The sequence below is a fragment of the Pseudarthrobacter sp. PH31-O2 genome (assembly GCF_030063265.1).
Classification (GTDB): domain Bacteria; phylum Actinomycetota; class Actinomycetes; order Actinomycetales; family Micrococcaceae; genus Arthrobacter.
The window spans coordinates 39,872-54,910 of record NZ_JASIST010000006.1 but is presented as its reverse complement, the minus strand read 5'-3'; the positions used below and the strand labels follow the sequence as shown (position 1 = coordinate 54,910).

Annotated in this window: 12 protein-coding genes; 4 read left to right on the top strand and 8 right to left on the bottom strand. The window is 66.4% G+C overall.

The window, feature by feature from the left end; translation table 11 throughout:
- The first annotated feature begins 43 nt into the window (after positions 1-43).
- Both QMG72_RS10770 and QMG72_RS10765 read left to right on the top strand, forming a co-directional pair.
- Positions 44-1,747 carry an SNIPE associated domain-containing protein gene (locus QMG72_RS10770; protein WP_283480487.1) on the top strand — a complete coding sequence of 568 codons (1,704 nt, stop codon included), beginning with the start codon at positions 44-46 and terminating at the stop codon, positions 1,745-1,747.
- Positions 1,747-3,039: a DUF2510 domain-containing protein gene (locus QMG72_RS10765; RefSeq protein WP_283480486.1), complete on the top strand. Its 1,293-nt coding sequence runs from the start codon at positions 1,747-1,749 to the stop codon at positions 3,037-3,039. Before QMG72_RS10770 ends, QMG72_RS10765 begins: the two co-directional genes overlap by 1 nt.
- Before the next feature lie 100 nt (positions 3,040-3,139).
- Here the strand turns inward: QMG72_RS10765 and QMG72_RS10760 are convergent, their stop codons facing one another.
- The 4 genes from QMG72_RS10760 to QMG72_RS10745 all read right to left on the bottom strand — a co-directional run bounded on the left by QMG72_RS10760 (position 3,140) and on the right by QMG72_RS10745 (position 7,078).
- The gene (locus QMG72_RS10760; RefSeq protein ID WP_502934661.1) at positions 3,140-4,237 is read right to left on the bottom strand and encodes an alpha-amylase family glycosyl hydrolase; all 1,098 of its coding nucleotides are present in this window, start codon (positions 4,235-4,237) and stop codon (positions 3,140-3,142) included.
- Between the two features lie 168 nt (positions 4,238-4,405).
- Positions 4,406-4,630, bottom strand: a complete 225-nt coding sequence (locus QMG72_RS10755; RefSeq protein WP_226774082.1) for a hypothetical protein — start codon at positions 4,628-4,630, stop codon at positions 4,406-4,408.
- Positions 4,631-4,781: 151 nt separating this feature from the next.
- Positions 4,782-6,455, bottom strand: a complete 1,674-nt coding sequence (locus QMG72_RS10750) for a thiamine pyrophosphate-binding protein (protein WP_283480485.1) — start codon at positions 6,453-6,455, stop codon at positions 4,782-4,784.
- Positions 6,456-6,574: 119 nt separating this feature from the next.
- Positions 6,575-7,078: an Lrp/AsnC family transcriptional regulator gene (locus tag QMG72_RS10745; RefSeq protein WP_282360157.1), complete on the bottom strand. Its 504-nt coding sequence runs from the start codon at positions 7,076-7,078 to the stop codon at positions 6,575-6,577.
- A 93-nt stretch (positions 7,079-7,171) separates the two neighbouring features.
- Between QMG72_RS10745 and hisC the strand changes: the two genes are divergently transcribed.
- On the top strand, positions 7,172-8,269 hold the full coding sequence (gene hisC / locus QMG72_RS10740) for a histidinol-phosphate transaminase (RefSeq protein WP_283480484.1): 1,098 nt from the start codon (positions 7,172-7,174) through the stop codon (positions 8,267-8,269).
- 47 nt (positions 8,270-8,316) lie between these two features.
- Complete coding sequence (locus tag QMG72_RS10735; protein ID WP_283480482.1) at positions 8,317-9,726, top strand: amino acid permease; 1,410 nt, start codon at positions 8,317-8,319, stop codon at positions 9,724-9,726.
- Positions 9,727-9,923: 197 nt separating this feature from the next.
- Here QMG72_RS10735 and QMG72_RS10730 read toward each other — a convergent pair whose 3' ends face one another.
- The 4 genes from QMG72_RS10730 to QMG72_RS10715 all read right to left on the bottom strand — a co-directional run bounded on the left by QMG72_RS10730 (position 9,924) and on the right by QMG72_RS10715 (position 14,942).
- Complete coding sequence (locus QMG72_RS10730; protein ID WP_283480481.1) at positions 9,924-11,579, bottom strand: alpha-amylase family glycosyl hydrolase; 1,656 nt, start codon at positions 11,577-11,579, stop codon at positions 9,924-9,926.
- Positions 11,576-12,493, bottom strand: coding sequence for a carbohydrate ABC transporter permease (locus tag QMG72_RS10725; RefSeq protein WP_283480480.1), 918 nt, complete (start codon positions 12,491-12,493; stop codon positions 11,576-11,578). The genes QMG72_RS10730 and QMG72_RS10725 overlap by 4 nt, the downstream gene beginning before the upstream one ends.
- Positions 12,490-13,536 carry a carbohydrate ABC transporter permease gene (locus QMG72_RS10720; protein ID WP_283480478.1) on the bottom strand — a complete coding sequence of 349 codons (1,047 nt, stop codon included), beginning with the start codon at positions 13,534-13,536 and terminating at the stop codon, positions 12,490-12,492. Before QMG72_RS10720 ends, QMG72_RS10725 begins: the two co-directional genes overlap by 4 nt.
- Positions 13,537-13,622: 86 nt before the next feature.
- Positions 13,623-14,942, bottom strand: a complete 1,320-nt coding sequence (locus QMG72_RS10715; RefSeq protein WP_283480477.1) for an ABC transporter substrate-binding protein — start codon at positions 14,940-14,942, stop codon at positions 13,623-13,625.
- Positions 14,943-15,039: the final 97 nt, after the last annotated feature.

Sequence of the window (15,039 nt, the reverse complement as noted above, 5' to 3'; positions counted from 1 at the left end):
CCTCCACGCAAGAGATGTCAGTCGGTTGCTATATGGTCTGTAAATGCCGCACTCAATCCTGTCCAAAGGTGGAAATTCGACTCTGCCAGCACACACCGGCGAAAGACTGTCAGTTGAGCTTAAATGGCAGTCTTTGAGTTCTAATTCTGATGTTGACCTTTTCCTGGTCATGGTCGACGCTGGTGGGCGCGTCCCTTCCAATGAGGCAGTCGTTTTCTACAATCAGCCGCGATATCTCGAGGGCGCGGTTGAATACCTCGGCAGGACATCTGCGCGGGCTGACAGCCAAGAACATTCAGCATCGATTTCGCTGGCCCAAATCCCTGCCGTTGTTCAGCGAATCGCAATAGCGGCCAGCTTGGATTCTCAGGAACAGGTCCTGGGCCAGTTGGGAGACCTGCGCCTGTTCATAAAGTCGCCTTCCGGCGTTTCCTTCGAAGTGCCGGCAGCGGATCTGTCGAATGAGAATGTGGCAGTAATAGGCGAAATTTACCGCAGGAACGGCGAGTGGAAGATCCGCAACGTCTCGCAAGGATGGACGGGTGGTCTCGAATCCTTCCTCGAACAGCATGGGGTGGCGCTGGGCGGTGAGGTTTCACCGGATCCCGCGCCCGATCACCCACGCCGGGAACCTGACAGCCACCGTATCAATGACCTCCATGACCTGGAACACCGGATACGCGAAAAGGAGGCGGTGCTGAGAGAACTCGAATCAGCGATTATCGAAACCCGGGAGATCAAGCTCCTCCAGGATCTAGGCATCTACGAGTTCGCGCACCCGCTGGATGACGCAGTTGAATATAAGGATCGCCTGAACCTGTTGCGCGCCAACGTGAAAGAAACCGCGAAGGAGCGGGGCGTGACGGGCGCTGCAAACTGGGCAGTTAACGGGAGCCTGCAAGACGGTGCCCGGATGGTTCGCGAGCAATGCCGGCTGATGCTGCGCGCCTACAATGCCGAAGCCGACAACTGCATCCGGACAGTCCGCAGCCACAACCTTGAGCCGGCCATGGCAAGGCTGACTCGGGCGAAAGAATCCATCCAAAAACTGGGCCGCAGCATGGCCATTCAGATCACAGGGGAGTATCACGAGCTCCGTCTCGCCGAAATCCAGCTCACAGCGGACTACCACCTGAAGGTCACCGAAGAGCGGGAGACTCAGAGGGCCATCCGCGAGGAACTCCGTGAACAGGAAAAGGTCGAGCGGGAGCTCCAAAAGGCCAGGGAAAAGTTCGAAAAGGAACGCGACCAATATGAAGCGGCCCTGCAGATAGCGATCAGTAGCGGGGATGCTTCGGCCATAGCCATGATGCAGTCGCGGCTCGAACAAGCCGAACACAACCTTCGTGATATCGAAAACCGGGAAGCCAATGCCAAGGCCGGCTACGTCTACGTCATTTCGAATCTCGGTGCCTTCGGCGACCAGATTGTGAAGATTGGCATGACCCGCCGCCTTGAGCCAACGGAGCGAATCCGTGAACTCAGCGGCGCGGGGGTCCCGTTCCTCTACGACGTTCATGTTCTATTCTTCAGTGACGACGCCGCCGGTCTGGAGGGGCAACTGCACCGCGAATTCGAGGATCGCCGCGTCAATCGCGTCAACCTGCGCAGGGAGTTCTTCTACGCCACTCCGCACGAGGTCCGTGAAGCGGTGCGACGCATTGTCGGGGCCACAACACTCGAATTCAGGGAAGAAGCCGAAGCCTCAGAGTTTCGGCGCAGCATTTCAATGTCCAAGGGGGACTAGTGGGATTTAGAAAGAGCACGTCGTTCAAGGTGATGCCCGGAGTGCGCGTCCGGGTCTCCACTCACGGAGTCGGCACCTACGTGGGCGGCCGCAAGATTTCGCCCAGAAAGGTCCCAGCTTCGCCAAGGACGGGTACTGCCAGAACGTCGACGACGGCTCCGGCGCAGGCGCCGGTCCGGCCAGGGATGTTCGCGCCGAAGGAGGAGAAGGCCCTTTTTGCCTTTCTCTCCCAGCCGGATGCCTTGAACCTAGAGGAGACCGTGCTGGCACACCCGCAATACGCATTGCTCGGAAACGCTTTGCTGGGCCTGCGGCACCTCATCCACGGACAGACGGACCGGGCTGTCGAGTATCTCCGTGCCGCGCTCTCCCTGGACGGAGAAGTGGAATCGCACGCATTCACCCGGAAGTATCTCTCCAGCTACCGGCTGACGCTCGGCATCGCCGGCGGCGTCTCAGTGGAGTTGCCACTTTCGCACGATGCCGTGACTCTCGCGCTTGCCGAAGGGCTGCAGATCCAGGGTCAGACCCGGACCGCTGTGTACTACGTCGAGGCTTTGGATCCGAGCTATCCCGCCTTGTTGAGCCTGGCTGACCTTTATGTCGAACTAGAAGACTGGCATGAGGTTCTTCGACTCACCAACGGCTTCGGCGTCGATTCCGAAATCACAGCCATGCTTGCCATCTTCCGGGCCAAATCACATCTGGCACTGGGTGAACTCGTCGCAGCCAAGGAATGCATCAAGCCGCTGACGGCGAGCAAGAAGTACGGGACCGGATTGCGCTTTCAGGCCTTGGCTATGCGCTCCGAGATCAGTCTGACAGAGGGAGCATTCGCGCGCGCCACGGCGGACCTGGAGAAGATTCTGGCCGAAGACTCCAGCCTCCCGGGCCTTCGCGAGGCGCTTGCCCGGATCCAGCGGCGCCAACAGGAAATCGAACAAGATAAATCCGATGCCATCCGGCAGAAGGCACGCGCTGCGGAGCAAAAGCGCGAGGAGGCCGAGCGTGCCAAGGAGGAGAAGCGCGCCGAAGCGGAGAGAGTCCGGGCAGAAAAAGCAGCCGCTAGAGATCGGTTGGCAGCCGAGCGGGCAGCCCCGAAGCCAGCCCTGCAGGCGGCCGTCATCGATCTGTCGTTCGATGAGGACGCCGACATTTCCGATGAGCCGGAATTAGCTCAGCCCGAAGCGGGGGGACTTGTGCCCGGCTTCTATCCCGACCCACAGGAAGTGGCGCCGTTCAGGTATTGGGACGGTTCAGCGTGGACGTCCCGAATCAGAATGAAACCGTAAGGAGTGTCGCCGGCCTGACGCGACCGGACTGACTGGCTGGCTTGCAAGGGCCGTCCACGTTCCTGAAGAAACGTGGACGGCCTTTTGCCTGCCTCGAGTTTCAGCCCCGCAGCACCCACGCCGCGTCGTTCCGCTGCAGCCAGCCGTCCTCGGTGAGGGGCGCGGCGCTGAGCAGCACGGAACCGGTGGGCAGCTGCACCGGTTCGCTCCCCATCGCGACGGCGACGAAGAAGTCCGCGCTGCGTTCGCAGATCAGCAGGTTTCCGGCCTCAACGCGCCAGGTGCCGCCGTCGTCCGGGCCGAAGACCTCGTTGTTCCACAGCAGCCGGCGCAGCCGTAGCGCGTTGGTGACCAAGGCAAGCGACGACGCCGGATCCTGCTGCTGGAGCTCGATCGCGTGCGTGCCCCATCCCGCCGGAATAGGCAGCCACGGCGTTGGTGACTTGACGGCCACAGTTTCGGCCCGCGAGAACCCGTGGCTCAGTGCCGCGTCCTCCGTCCACGGCAGCGGGACGCGGGCACCGTCGCGGGAGACCCCGCCGCGGGCCCACATCGGATCCACCCGGGATTCCATCGGGACGTCGACCTCAGGCAGTGCGAGCTCCTGCCCCTGGTAGAGATACGCCGGGCCGGGCAAACCCAGCAAAGCCACCAAAGCGGCCCTGGCCCGCAGGGCGCCAACATTCCCACCACCAAACCGGGTGACGGACCGGACGATGTCGTGGTTCTCCAGCGCCCACGTCGGCGTGGCGCCGTGCAGCAGGCGGGCAGCGTCGAGCTCGTTCCCGACGGCGGCCCACGCCTCCGGATCCCAGCCGAGCTTGACGAAGGCGAAGGCGAAGGCCTGCTGCATTTCATCGGCCCGGGTGTAGCGGGCGGCGCGGGCAGGTTCGAGGTTGACTTCGCCTACCAGCAGGCGGTGCGGTTGATACTTCTCGGCGAGGGTGCGCCAGCGGCGGTAGACCTCGTGGACTTCTTCCTGGTCCGAGACCTGCGGGTTGGACCGCAGCCCGTCCACCACTCCGCCGGTGGAGGGCGAGTCCGGCAGGCCGTCGGCCTTGAACAGGGCATGCGCGACGTCGATCCGGAGGCCGTCCACGCCCTTGTCGAACCAGAGGCGCAGCACGCCGTCGAAGTAGTCGCCGACGGCGGGGTTGCGCCAGTTCCAGTCCGGCTGCTCGGGGGAGAAGAGGTGCAGGTACCAGTCGGTGTCCGTCCCGGACCCTGGAACGGCTCGCCGTTGGGCCGCATGTGTGCTCTCGCGGCCGCCGATAGGCGTGGTCCCGGGAGAGGCCTACGACGGCGGCGCGTGGGTTCCAGCCGAAGGGACCCAGGAGCCGGAGTCAGCCGAGGTGAGCCCCCGCGTTCATCGGTAATCGGGTTTGTTGTGATCGGCCAGCACAGTGCTGCCGCCAGCCCACCTCGTGCCGCACGTCGGGCACTTGATGTACCACTCGTCGTTTCCGGGAAACTCGATCATCTCGCCCACGTCCTCACCGCTCGACGGGCACCACGCCTTCATGTCCTCCTCCTTTTGGAGGATCGCCTCTTGGATCATTATTAAGTCCAGGTCATCGTCGTCTCTGATCATGGTCGCGACCATACGCTGGGTGACCGACATCCAACCTCCGGGGCCGCCGCGGTCTGGACGGAACCGCCGAGGTGTCTGAGGTGGCTGCAGACTCCTGCCGGGAAGCGGACCCGCCCGGCGTGCCTGATTCCTTCCCGGCCCGCCGGGCTGACTAGCCAGCCACCGCCGCCTTCGCCGCCCGCGAGGCCTCCATCCACTCGCTCAGCCACGGGGCCCGGACGCTGGAGGTGATGCGGCAGTCGGCCACGAAGGTTCCCTTCGCGCCGGCATCGATCCAGTCCTGCAACGCGGACAGGTCCGCCAGCGAGCGGATGATCGCCGATTCGGCACCAAGCGCTCGAGCGACGCCGCTGAAGTCCACCTCGGGGATCAGCATGGGCTTGTCGGTCAGGCCCTGGGAGCCGTACTGGTGGATTTCGGCTCCATAGGCGGCATCGTTGTAGATCACGACGACGGCGCTGCTCGCCGCGCCAATCAGCGATTCGAGGTCGGACAGGCCCATCAGGAAACCGCCGTCGCCGGAGGCCAGCACCAGGGTGCGGCCGGCCTCCACCGCGCGGGCTGCCCCGACGGCGCTGGCGAGGCCCAGCCCGATGGTCTGGTAGGCGGTCCCCACCATCACCAGGTCCTGCGGCCGCGGGATGCGCCAGTACATGGGTGCCCAGCCGAGGAAGTGCCCGCCGTCCTGGACCACCGTGCGGCGCTCCGGCAGCACGTCCTCCAACGCGGTGGCCAGGGAACGCGGGTCCAGCCGGCCGTCCGCGGTCTCCTCGGAGCCCGGGTGGTGGGCCGGTCCTTCGGCCAGCCGTTTGCGGGCTTCCGCGCGCCACGCTCCGCCGCGGCCGGCGTCCGGCGAGGCCGCGCCCTCAAGCGTCCGCAGGAGGTGTCCGGCCGCGGACTTCGCGTCCGCGCTGACGAACGTGTCCACCCGCGGGTGCGTCGGCTGCAGGGCGGTGTCGATCTGAATGACGGTGCTGTCCGGGCCGAGCAGGTGCCCGAACCGCATGGTGAAGGCGCTCAGGCTTGCCCCGGCCACGAGGACCACATCGGCCTCACCCATAATCCCGGCTGCGGTGTCCGTGCCGAAGCCGCCCGCCACGCCGAGGTATCCCTCGCCTTCGAGGAGGTTGAGCGCCAGGGCGGTTCCGGCGGTCACGGCGCCGAGCCGGTCGGCGAGCTCCCGGAGCTCCGGGGCGGCTCCGGCGAGGTGCGCGCCGCGGCCGGCGAGGATCAGCGGCCGCTTCGCCCCGGCGAGCAGGCGGGCTACCTGCCCAAGGCCGCCGTCGACGTCGTCCGTCACCATCCGTGCCGAGGGTGCCGGAAGTTCCTCGTCCGCAGCCTCGAGGGCCGCGAGGTCGTAGGGGATGGCAATCACGACGGCGGTGCGCTTGGTGAGTGCGTACTCCACCGCCTGCCGGGTGATGGAACCCGCGGCCTCGCGGGTGACGGTGAACGTGGCGGCGCCGAGGCCTGCGGCGATGGCCGCCTGGTCCACGTCCCAAGGCCGGGCGCCGGTGGTGGGGGCGTCCCCGGTGACCAGCACGACGGGGATCTGCGCCTGGACCGACTCGGCGAGGGCGGTCAGTGCATTGGTGTAGCCGGGGCCGTAGGTGGTGGTGCCCGCGGCGAGACGTCCCGACGTCCGGTAGTAGGCGTCGGCCGCGGCGATGGCGGCGCCTTCATGGCGGACCGCGGAGAAGCGGAGGCCCAGCTTTTCCGCGGCGTCCAGGAAGTAGACGTTTCCGTTGCCCATGACGCCGAAGAGATCAGTGAGATAGCTGCTGAGAATCTGCGCCACGCGGCCGGACACGGTGAGAGTAGTCATGCAGGAATCTTGTGCGCTGGTCCCCAGATAGGCAAGGGGGTCAGGTTTGGCTAGGAGATTTGGCAGGCACCAGATGCTCAATTGAAAATATGACCAATTGTGCCCTGCGTCACCCGCACTTAGCCGGCAGCGCGGGGCTCCTGCTCGGAGAGCCGGCTCAGCAGTCCGTCGTAGCGGGGCGGCATGAGTTCCAGCACGGAAATGGCCGTGCTGGTCCGTTGAATCCCCTCGATTTCCAGGATCTGGTTGGTGATGCGATAGAGATCCGCCGTGCCGCGTGCCACCACCTTGGCCATGAGGTCCGCGTCGCCGGTCGTGGCGTGCACCTCAATGACCTCCGGGATCGCGGCGAGCCCGTCTTCCACCGCACCTGTCCGGGTCTGGCTGATGGACAGGGAGAGGAAGGCCATCAGTTCATAGCCGAGTGCAGCGGGATCCAGTCGACGGCTGAAGGAGCGGAGGGCGCCGCTGCGCTCGAGCCGTGCCAGCCGGGCGTGGACCGTGTTCCGTGCGACGCCGAGTGTCCGGGAGAGTGCCAGGGCGCTGGCCTCCGGATCCTTATCCAGGGCCAGGATGATCCTGCCGTCGAGTGAATCCAGGGTGCGGGGGTGCAGGATGGTCATATTTTCACCAGAGACAGTTGAAGTTGAGCAGAAGTCCCAATGGGTTGAGCGTACCTTGCATTGTGGGCGGAGTCACAACCATGATCAGTCCTCATGACCCGTGATCAGCTCCGCACCGCACCGGACACCGCACGCCCCACCCTTCGTGGCGCCGTGTCCGGCCTCCCGCCGTATGTCCCGGGCCGGCGCAGCGCAGGCACCGACATTGCTGCCCTTGCCAGCAACGAAAGCCACTACGAGCCGCTGCCCGCTGCCGCCGCCGCGGTGGCCGCAGCGGCCGGTACCATGAACCGCTACCCCGACAGTGCCGCCGTCGAACTCCGTGAACGGATCGCCAGGCACTTCGGCGTCACCGCCGGAGAGGTCGCGGTGGGACCCGGCAGCGTGGGCGTCCTCCAGCAGATCATCACCGGCTTGTGCGATGCCGGGGATGAAGTGATCTTCGCGTGGCGCTCCTTCGAGGCGTACCCCATCCTGGTGGAGCTGGCCGGCGCCCGGCCGGTCCGCGTTCCGCTGGACACCTTTGAGGGCCACGACCTCGAGGCCATGGCCGCAGCCGTCACCGCCCGCACGAAGGTGATCCTGCTCTGCACCCCCAACAACCCGACCGGCGTGCCGATCAGCCACGAGCGCATCGAGGCCTTCCTGCGCTCTGTCCGTTCCGACATCCTTGTGGTGGTCGACGAGGCCTACGTGGAGTACGCCGAAGCGGGCAGCGGCCCCGATTCCCTGGCGCTCTACCGCCGGTTCCCGAACGTCTGCATCCTGCGCACCTTCTCGAAGGCCTACGGCCTCGCCGGCCTGCGCGTGGGCTACGCCGTGGCGGCGCCGGCCATCGCCGAGGGACTGCGCCGCACCGCCCTTCCCTTTTCGGTGAGTGCGCTGGCCCAGAAGGCTGCGATCGCGTCGCTGGACGCCGGGGACGAGATGGAAGCGCGCGTGGCGGCGGTCAAGCAGGAGCGCGCCCGGATGGCCGCGCAGCTCGAAGCCCAGGGCTGGAAGCTGCCGCCGAGCCAGGGCAACTTCCTGTGGATCCGTGCGGATGAGAGCCTCCAGGCAAGGCTTGTGGATGCGTTTGACCGCGCGGGAATCATGGTCCGGGCCTACCAGGGTGACGGGGTGCGGATCACCGTTGCCGGCCCCGCCGCCAACAACCGCGTGCTCCGGGTGTTGGAAGCCCACGCAGCCTAGGAACTTATCGACCCTTATCAATCCGTTCCACAACCAGAGGATTCCCCATGGAACAACAGACAAAGACGTCTGGCCGCCCGCTCGGCGCCGCACTCAAACCCCGCCAGCTCACGATGATGGGCCTGGGAAGCGCCATCGGTGCGGGACTGTTCATCGGCTCCGGGGCCGGCATCCAGGCCGCCGGACCGGCCGTGCTGATCTCCTACCTGGTGGCCGGCACTCTCATCATCCTGGTGATGTGGGCCCTCGGCGAGATGGCCGCAGCCAACCCGGACAGCGGAGCCTTCTCCGTCTATACCGCCAAGGCCTACGGGCCGGTGGCCGGTGCCACGGTGGGCTGGCTCTGGTGGCTGCAGCTCGTGGTGGTCATCGCCGCCGAAGCGCTCGGCGCGGCAGGCCTGCTGGCCACCATCTTCCCGGTCCTGCCGGTGTGGCTGATGGCCTTCGTGTTCATCGTGCTGCTCACCGCCGTGAACCTCACCAGTGTGAAGAACTTCGGCGAGTTTGAGTTCTGGTTCGCCCTGCTCAAGGTGGCAGCAATCGTCGGGTTCCTTCTGGTGGGCGCAGCCCTGCTCTTCGGCTGGCTGCCGGGAGTGCAGTCGCCGGGCCTGTCCAACTTCACCGGTGCCGGCTTCGCACCCAGCGGTTTCGCCGGGATTGCCACAGCACTGTTCGTGGTGGCCTTCGCGTTCGGCGGCACCGAGATTGTCTCCGTGGCGGCAGCTGAGACCGCCGAGCCGGCCCACAGCGTGAAGAAAGCGGTCCGCACAGTGCTGTGGCGCATCCTGGTTTTCTACATCGCTTCCATCTTCATTATTGCGGCAGTGGTCCCCGTGGGTTCGGCAGGGCTGAAGAGTCCGTTCGCGGCGGTACTGGACGCCGCCGGCATGCCCGGCGCAGCCACCGCCATCACCCTGGTGGCCGTGGCGGCACTGCTCTCCGCGCTCAACGCCAACCTCTACGGCGCCTCCCGGATGGCGTTCTCCCTCGCCGAGCGGGGCGACGCGCCGCGCCTGCTCGCCTCGGTGTCCAAGGCACGGGTCCCGGTTATCGCAGTCCTGGCCAGCGTCGCCTTCGGCGTTGTCACGGTCGGGCTGGAGCTGGCGTTCCCCGATCAAGTCCTTCCCGTCCTGCTCAACATTGTGGGCTCGACCTGCCTGCTGGTGTGGACGTCCGCGCTCCTGGCCCAGCTCGCGCTGCGGCTCCGCGCCGACCGCGAGGGGACGGAGCTTCCCCTGCGGATGCCCGGCTTCCCGGGGCTCACGGTGTTTGGCCTGGTGATCCTCGCGGCGATCTTCACGGTGGGCTTCATCGGCGAGGATTCCCGTCCGCAGCTCCTGAGCACGTTCGCACTCGTGGCGCTGCTGGCGGTGGCGAACTGGCTGCACCAGCGGAGGAAGGCTCCGGTTTTTGTTGACGCTTCAGAGGATGACAAGCAGCCGGCGCTCGTCGACTAGTTCACTCGCCTGAACCGACACGCGGCTTCGGGGCACTTAACGGCGCGTCCGGTCTTGCCGGGCGCGCCCTTCATCGAGGAACGGAGGGCCCCCACTTCCCCGTTGCGGTATCACTTATGGGCGTTCTGAGCCTTTAGAGCAGCTACAAGTGATAGCGCAACGCGGTTCGTGGACGGCACTTCGGGCGGCCGGTCAGCTCAGTCGCGTAGCACCCACGCGGCGTTGTTCGGCTGCAGCCAGCCGTCCTGTTCCAAGGGCGCGGCGCTGAGCAGCACGGTTCCGGCCGGCAGTTGCACCGGTTCGCTGCCCATCGCGACGGCGACGAAGAAATGTTCGCCGCGTGTGCAGATCAGCAGATTCCCGGCTTCGACGCGCCAGGTGCCGCCGTCGTCCGCGGTGAAAACGTCGTCTGCCCAAAGTTTTCGGCGCAGCTGTAGCGCGTTGGTGACCAGCGCCAGCGACGACGCCGGGTCCTGCTGCTGACGTTGGATCGCGTGGATGCCCCAGTCCGCGGGGACCGGAAGCCAGGGCGCTGATGTCTGAACCGCCGCGGCCGGTTCAGCCAGCGAGAAGCCGTGGTTCAGTGCCGAGTCCGCGGTCCAGGGCAACGGGACGCGGGCCCCGTCGCGGCAGACGCCGCCGCGGGCCCACATCGGATCCACCCGGGATTCCATCGGGACGTCGACCTCAGGCAGTGCGAGCTCCTGGCCCTGGTAGAGATACGCAGGGCCAGGCAAACCCAGCAAAGCCACCAAAGCGGCCCGGGCCCGCAGGGCGCCAACATTCCCACCACCAAACCGGGTGACGGACCGGACGATGTCGTGGTTCTCCAGCGCCCACGTCGGCGTGGCGCCGTGCAGCTGGCGTGCGGCTTCGAGGTCGTTCCCGACGGCGGCCCACGCCGCCGGATCCCAGCCGAGTTTTACAAACGCGAAGGCAAAGGCCTGCTGCATCTCGTCTGCCCGGGTGTAGCGGGCGGCGCGGGCAGGTTCGAGGTTGACCTCGCCCACCAGCAGGCGGTGCGGCTCGTACTTTTCGGCCAAGGTGCGCCAGCGGCGGTAGACCTCGTGGACTTCCTCCTGGTCCGAGACCTGCGGGTTGGACCGCAGCCCGTCCACCACCCCGCCGGTGGAGGGCGAGTCGGGCAGGCCGTCGGCCTTGAACAGGGCATGCGCGACGTCGATCCGGAGGCCGTCCACGCCCTTGTCGAACCAGAAGCGCAGCACACCGTCGAAGTAGTCACCGACGGCGGGGTTGCGCCAGTTCCAGTCCGGCTGTTCGGGTGAGAAGAGGTGCAGGTACCAGTCCGTGTCCGTCGCCGAGCCGGGGGTGGCGCGGCTCCACGCGCGGCCGCCAAAGACGCTCTGCCAGTTGTTCGGCGGGATGTCGCCGGCGACGTTACCGCCGCCGTCGGACATGCCCTCCGCACCGGGGACAAAGTGGAACATGTCCCGTTCCGGGGAACCCGGGCCGGCCGCGAGGGCTGCCTGGAACAGCGGATGCTCGGCGGAGCAGTGGTTGGGGACGACGTCGAGCAGTACCCGCAGGCCCAGCGCGTGCGCCAGTTCCAGCAAAGTATCGAACTGGTCCATGGTGCCGAACAGCGGGTCCACGCCGCAGTAGTCGGACACGTCGTAGCCCTGGTCCACCTGCGGGGAGGGCTGGAACGGGGTCATCCAGATCCCGTCGACCCCGAGGGAGGCGATGTACGGCAGCCGGGCAATTAGCCCGGCGAGGTCGCCCACGCCGTCGCCGTCGCCGTCGGCGAAGGAGCGCGGATAGACCTGGTAGATCACGGCGGACCGCCACCAGTCGGCGGCAGGCGCCAAAGCGGCCCCCTCGGCAGGGCTCATTTGCTCGCGCCCGCGGTGAGGCCCTCGACGATCCGCCGCTGGAAGATCAGCACCATAATGACCAACGGTACGGTGACGATCACGCCGGCGGCCATCTGTTCGCCGAAGGGCGCCTGGAATTCGGTGGCGCCGGTGAACTTGGAGATGGCCACCGTGGCGGTCTGGATCTTCGGGTCGTTGATCATGGACAGGGCGATAATGAACTCGTTCCAGCTGTGGATGAACGTCAGGATCGCGGTGGTGAAGACGCCCGGCGCGGCGAGCGGCAGCAGCACCCGGCGGAACGCCTGCCACTTGGTGCAGCCGTCGATCATGGCGGCCTCTTCGAGGTCGAACGGCAGGGCCTTCATAAACGTGGTGAGGTTCCAGACCGCCAGCGGGATCGCGAAGGACAGGTTCGGCACGATCATCGCCTGGTAGGTGTTGATCCAGCCGATGTCCGTAAAGAGGCGCAGCAGCGGCACCACCACGGAGATGCCGGGGAACATCGACGTCGCGATGATAACGCCCAGGATCACCGACTTGAAGCGGAAGTTCAGCCGGGAGATTGCGTAGGCGGCGAACACGCCCAGGACCAGCGCGAACGTGGTGGTGGTGCCGGCGACGATCAGCGAGTTCAGCAGGGCCTGGCCGAACATCGTGGAGCCGTCGAACACCTTGGTGTAGTTCTCCAGCGAGAACTGCGCCGGCAGCAGGGTGTTGTCGAAGATGTCCGCGGTGCGGCGCAGGCTGGAGACCAGCATCCAGTAGAACGGGGCCAGGCAGTAGGCGAAGATCAGGGCCAGGCCGGCGTACACGCTGTAGGAGCGCCAGGTGCGCTTGGCTTTGGGTTTGCCGGGTACGACGGCGGTGCGTGCGCCGGGGACGGTGGCGCCGGAGTCGCTAGCTGCGTTGCGGAGGTCGGAGATGGTCATCGGGTGGCCTCGGCCTTCTTCTGTTCGGAGTTGGCCAGGGAGCGGGACTTCTTCGCGCTTTTCTTGGACAGCAGCTTCAGTTCCTTGGCGCCGGTGACGTCGGCGCCGAGCACCTTCACAAACACGATCGCGACGACGGCGACGTAGAGGAAGAGCATGACGGCGAACGCGGATGCGGAGCCGTAGCGGAGCTGGTTGGATTCGTCCCAGGCCAGCATGGAGAGGGTCTCCACCGATTCCTTGCCGGGGCCGATCAGCACAAACGGCAGGTCGAACATGCGCAGCGCGTCGAGCATACGGAACAGCACTGCGACCAGGAGGGTGGGCTTGACCAGCGGGAGCGTGATGGAGCCGAGCTGGCGCCACCAGCCGGCGCCGTCGATCTTGGCGGCCTCGTACACTTCGCCGGGGATGACCTGCATGCCGGCAAGGACCAGCAGGCCGATGAACGGGGCGGTCTTCCAGACTTCGGCGATGATGACGGCGACCTTGGAGGCGTTGCCTTCGGCGGTCCAGAGGATTTCGCTGCCCAGCAGGGTGTTGGCGATGCCGTCGGACTGGAAGATCCAGCGCCACAGCAGGCCGGAGACGGCGGTGGGCACGGCCCACGGCACCAGGATGCTGGCGCGCAGGAAGGATCGGCCGCGGAAGGCCCGGTTCATGGCGAGGGCCAGGGCAAGGCCCAGGACGGTTTCGAGGAACACCGTGGTGACGGTGAAGAAGGTGGTGTTGGCGAAGGCGTTCAGGAAGCGCCGGCCGGATTCGCCGACGAACAGGTCGGCGTAGTTGGCCAGGCCCACGAAGGATTCCACGTCGGAGACGAAGCCGTCCGCGTCCAGCCCGGATTCGGCGCGGAACAGGGACTGGTGCACCGCGGAGAGCAGCGGGTACACAATCACCAGGGCTAGCACCAGGATGGTGGGGGAGAGCAGCATCGCGGCCATCCGGCCTTCACCGGGGGAGCGGTTGCCGCGTCTGCGCGGGCTGCCTGGTCGGGGCGTACCGGTCTGCGCGCCGGAGGGCGGGGCGGTCGTCGTCGTCATGCGGGGTACCTAACTGGAGTTGCAGCGTGCCTGGCCGGCCGGGGTGGACCGGCCGGCCAGGCGTGTGGTCTTAACTGCGGGCTGAGTTACTTGGACAGCTCGGTGAGCTTGGCCTGCATGTCCTTCAGGGCCGTGTCCGTGTCCTTCGCGCCGGTGATGGCCGCGTAGGCCTCTTCCTGGATGGCCTTGGTGGTGGCGCCGTACTGGACCACCTTGGGGCGCGGCTGGGCGTTGTTCAGCGAGGTCAGCAGGGTGGGGAAGAACGGGCGCTTGGCGACGACGGCGGGGTCCTCGAAGAGGGAGGCGTAGACCGGGGCGCGGGAGGACAGGGCGAGGCGCTTCTTGGCCTGCTCCTCGCTGGTGAAGAACTTGACGAACTCCAGCGCCGTGGCCTTGTTCGGGGTGAACGGGGAGATGGCCAGGCTGCGGCCGCCCAGGGTGGAGACGCCGGGGCCGTCGGTGCCGGGGATGGAGGTGATGCTGAACTTGCCGTTCACCTTGCTGGAGCCGTCGGTGGCGCTCAGGGAGGCGTGCAGGAAGGGCCAGTTGCGCATAAAGACGAGCTTGCCGTCCTGGAACGCACGGCGGCCCTGCTCCTCGAGGTAGGTGATGGCGTCGGACGGGAAGAGCCCGTCCTTGAAGCCGTCCACCAGCAGGTTCAGGCCTTCCTTGGCCTCGGGGGTGTTGACGGTGGGCTTGCCCTCGGCGTCGACGATCGAGCCGCCGGCTGAGGCCACTACCTCGGAGAAGTTGACCGTGAGGGCCTCATTCTTGTCGAACTGGCCGGTGTAGCAGGACATGCCGGCGGCTTCGGGGAGCGCCAGGACGGACTTGCAGGCGGTCTTCATCTCGTCCCAGGTCTTGGGCGGGGCGGCGATGCCGGCGGCCTTCAGCAGGTCGGAGCGGAAGTAGAACAGGGCGCCGTCGGTGTAGTACGGGGCGCCGACCAGGGTGTCCCGGTACGTCGCGGCGTTGACGGTGGCGGGGATCATCTTGTCGGTGGGGACGGCGTCCGCGGGCAGCGGCAGGATCCACTTGTTGGCGGCGAACTCGGAGGTCCAGACGACGTCGAGGTTCAGCACGCTGAAGGTGTCGGACTTGATCTGCGCGTTCTGGATGAGCTGCTGGCGCTGCTGGTCGGCAGAGTCGGGCAGTTCGATGAACGTGACCTTCTCCTCCGGGTGAGCGGCGTTCCACTCCTCGATGCTCTTGTTCGCGGCACCGGAGGCGTCGCGGTTGGAGACGTAGTTGATGGGGCCCTTGCCCTCGAAGGACGCGGCGGCGGCCTTCGGGGTGCTCTTCGCTTCGGTGGCGGTCCCGCCGCAGCCGGTGAGGGCGACGGCGGCGACGGTCAGGGTTGCGGTGGTGGCGAGAAGAGTCTGCCAGGTGCGGCGGCGCTGCCTCATGTGTTGCTCCTTGTTCATTGGGGTGATGCGAGTCGGGTGGTGCGGGTGGTTTGGTGCATGCGGAAAGCGGCGGCTGCCTTGTTTGTGGCACGGGGGA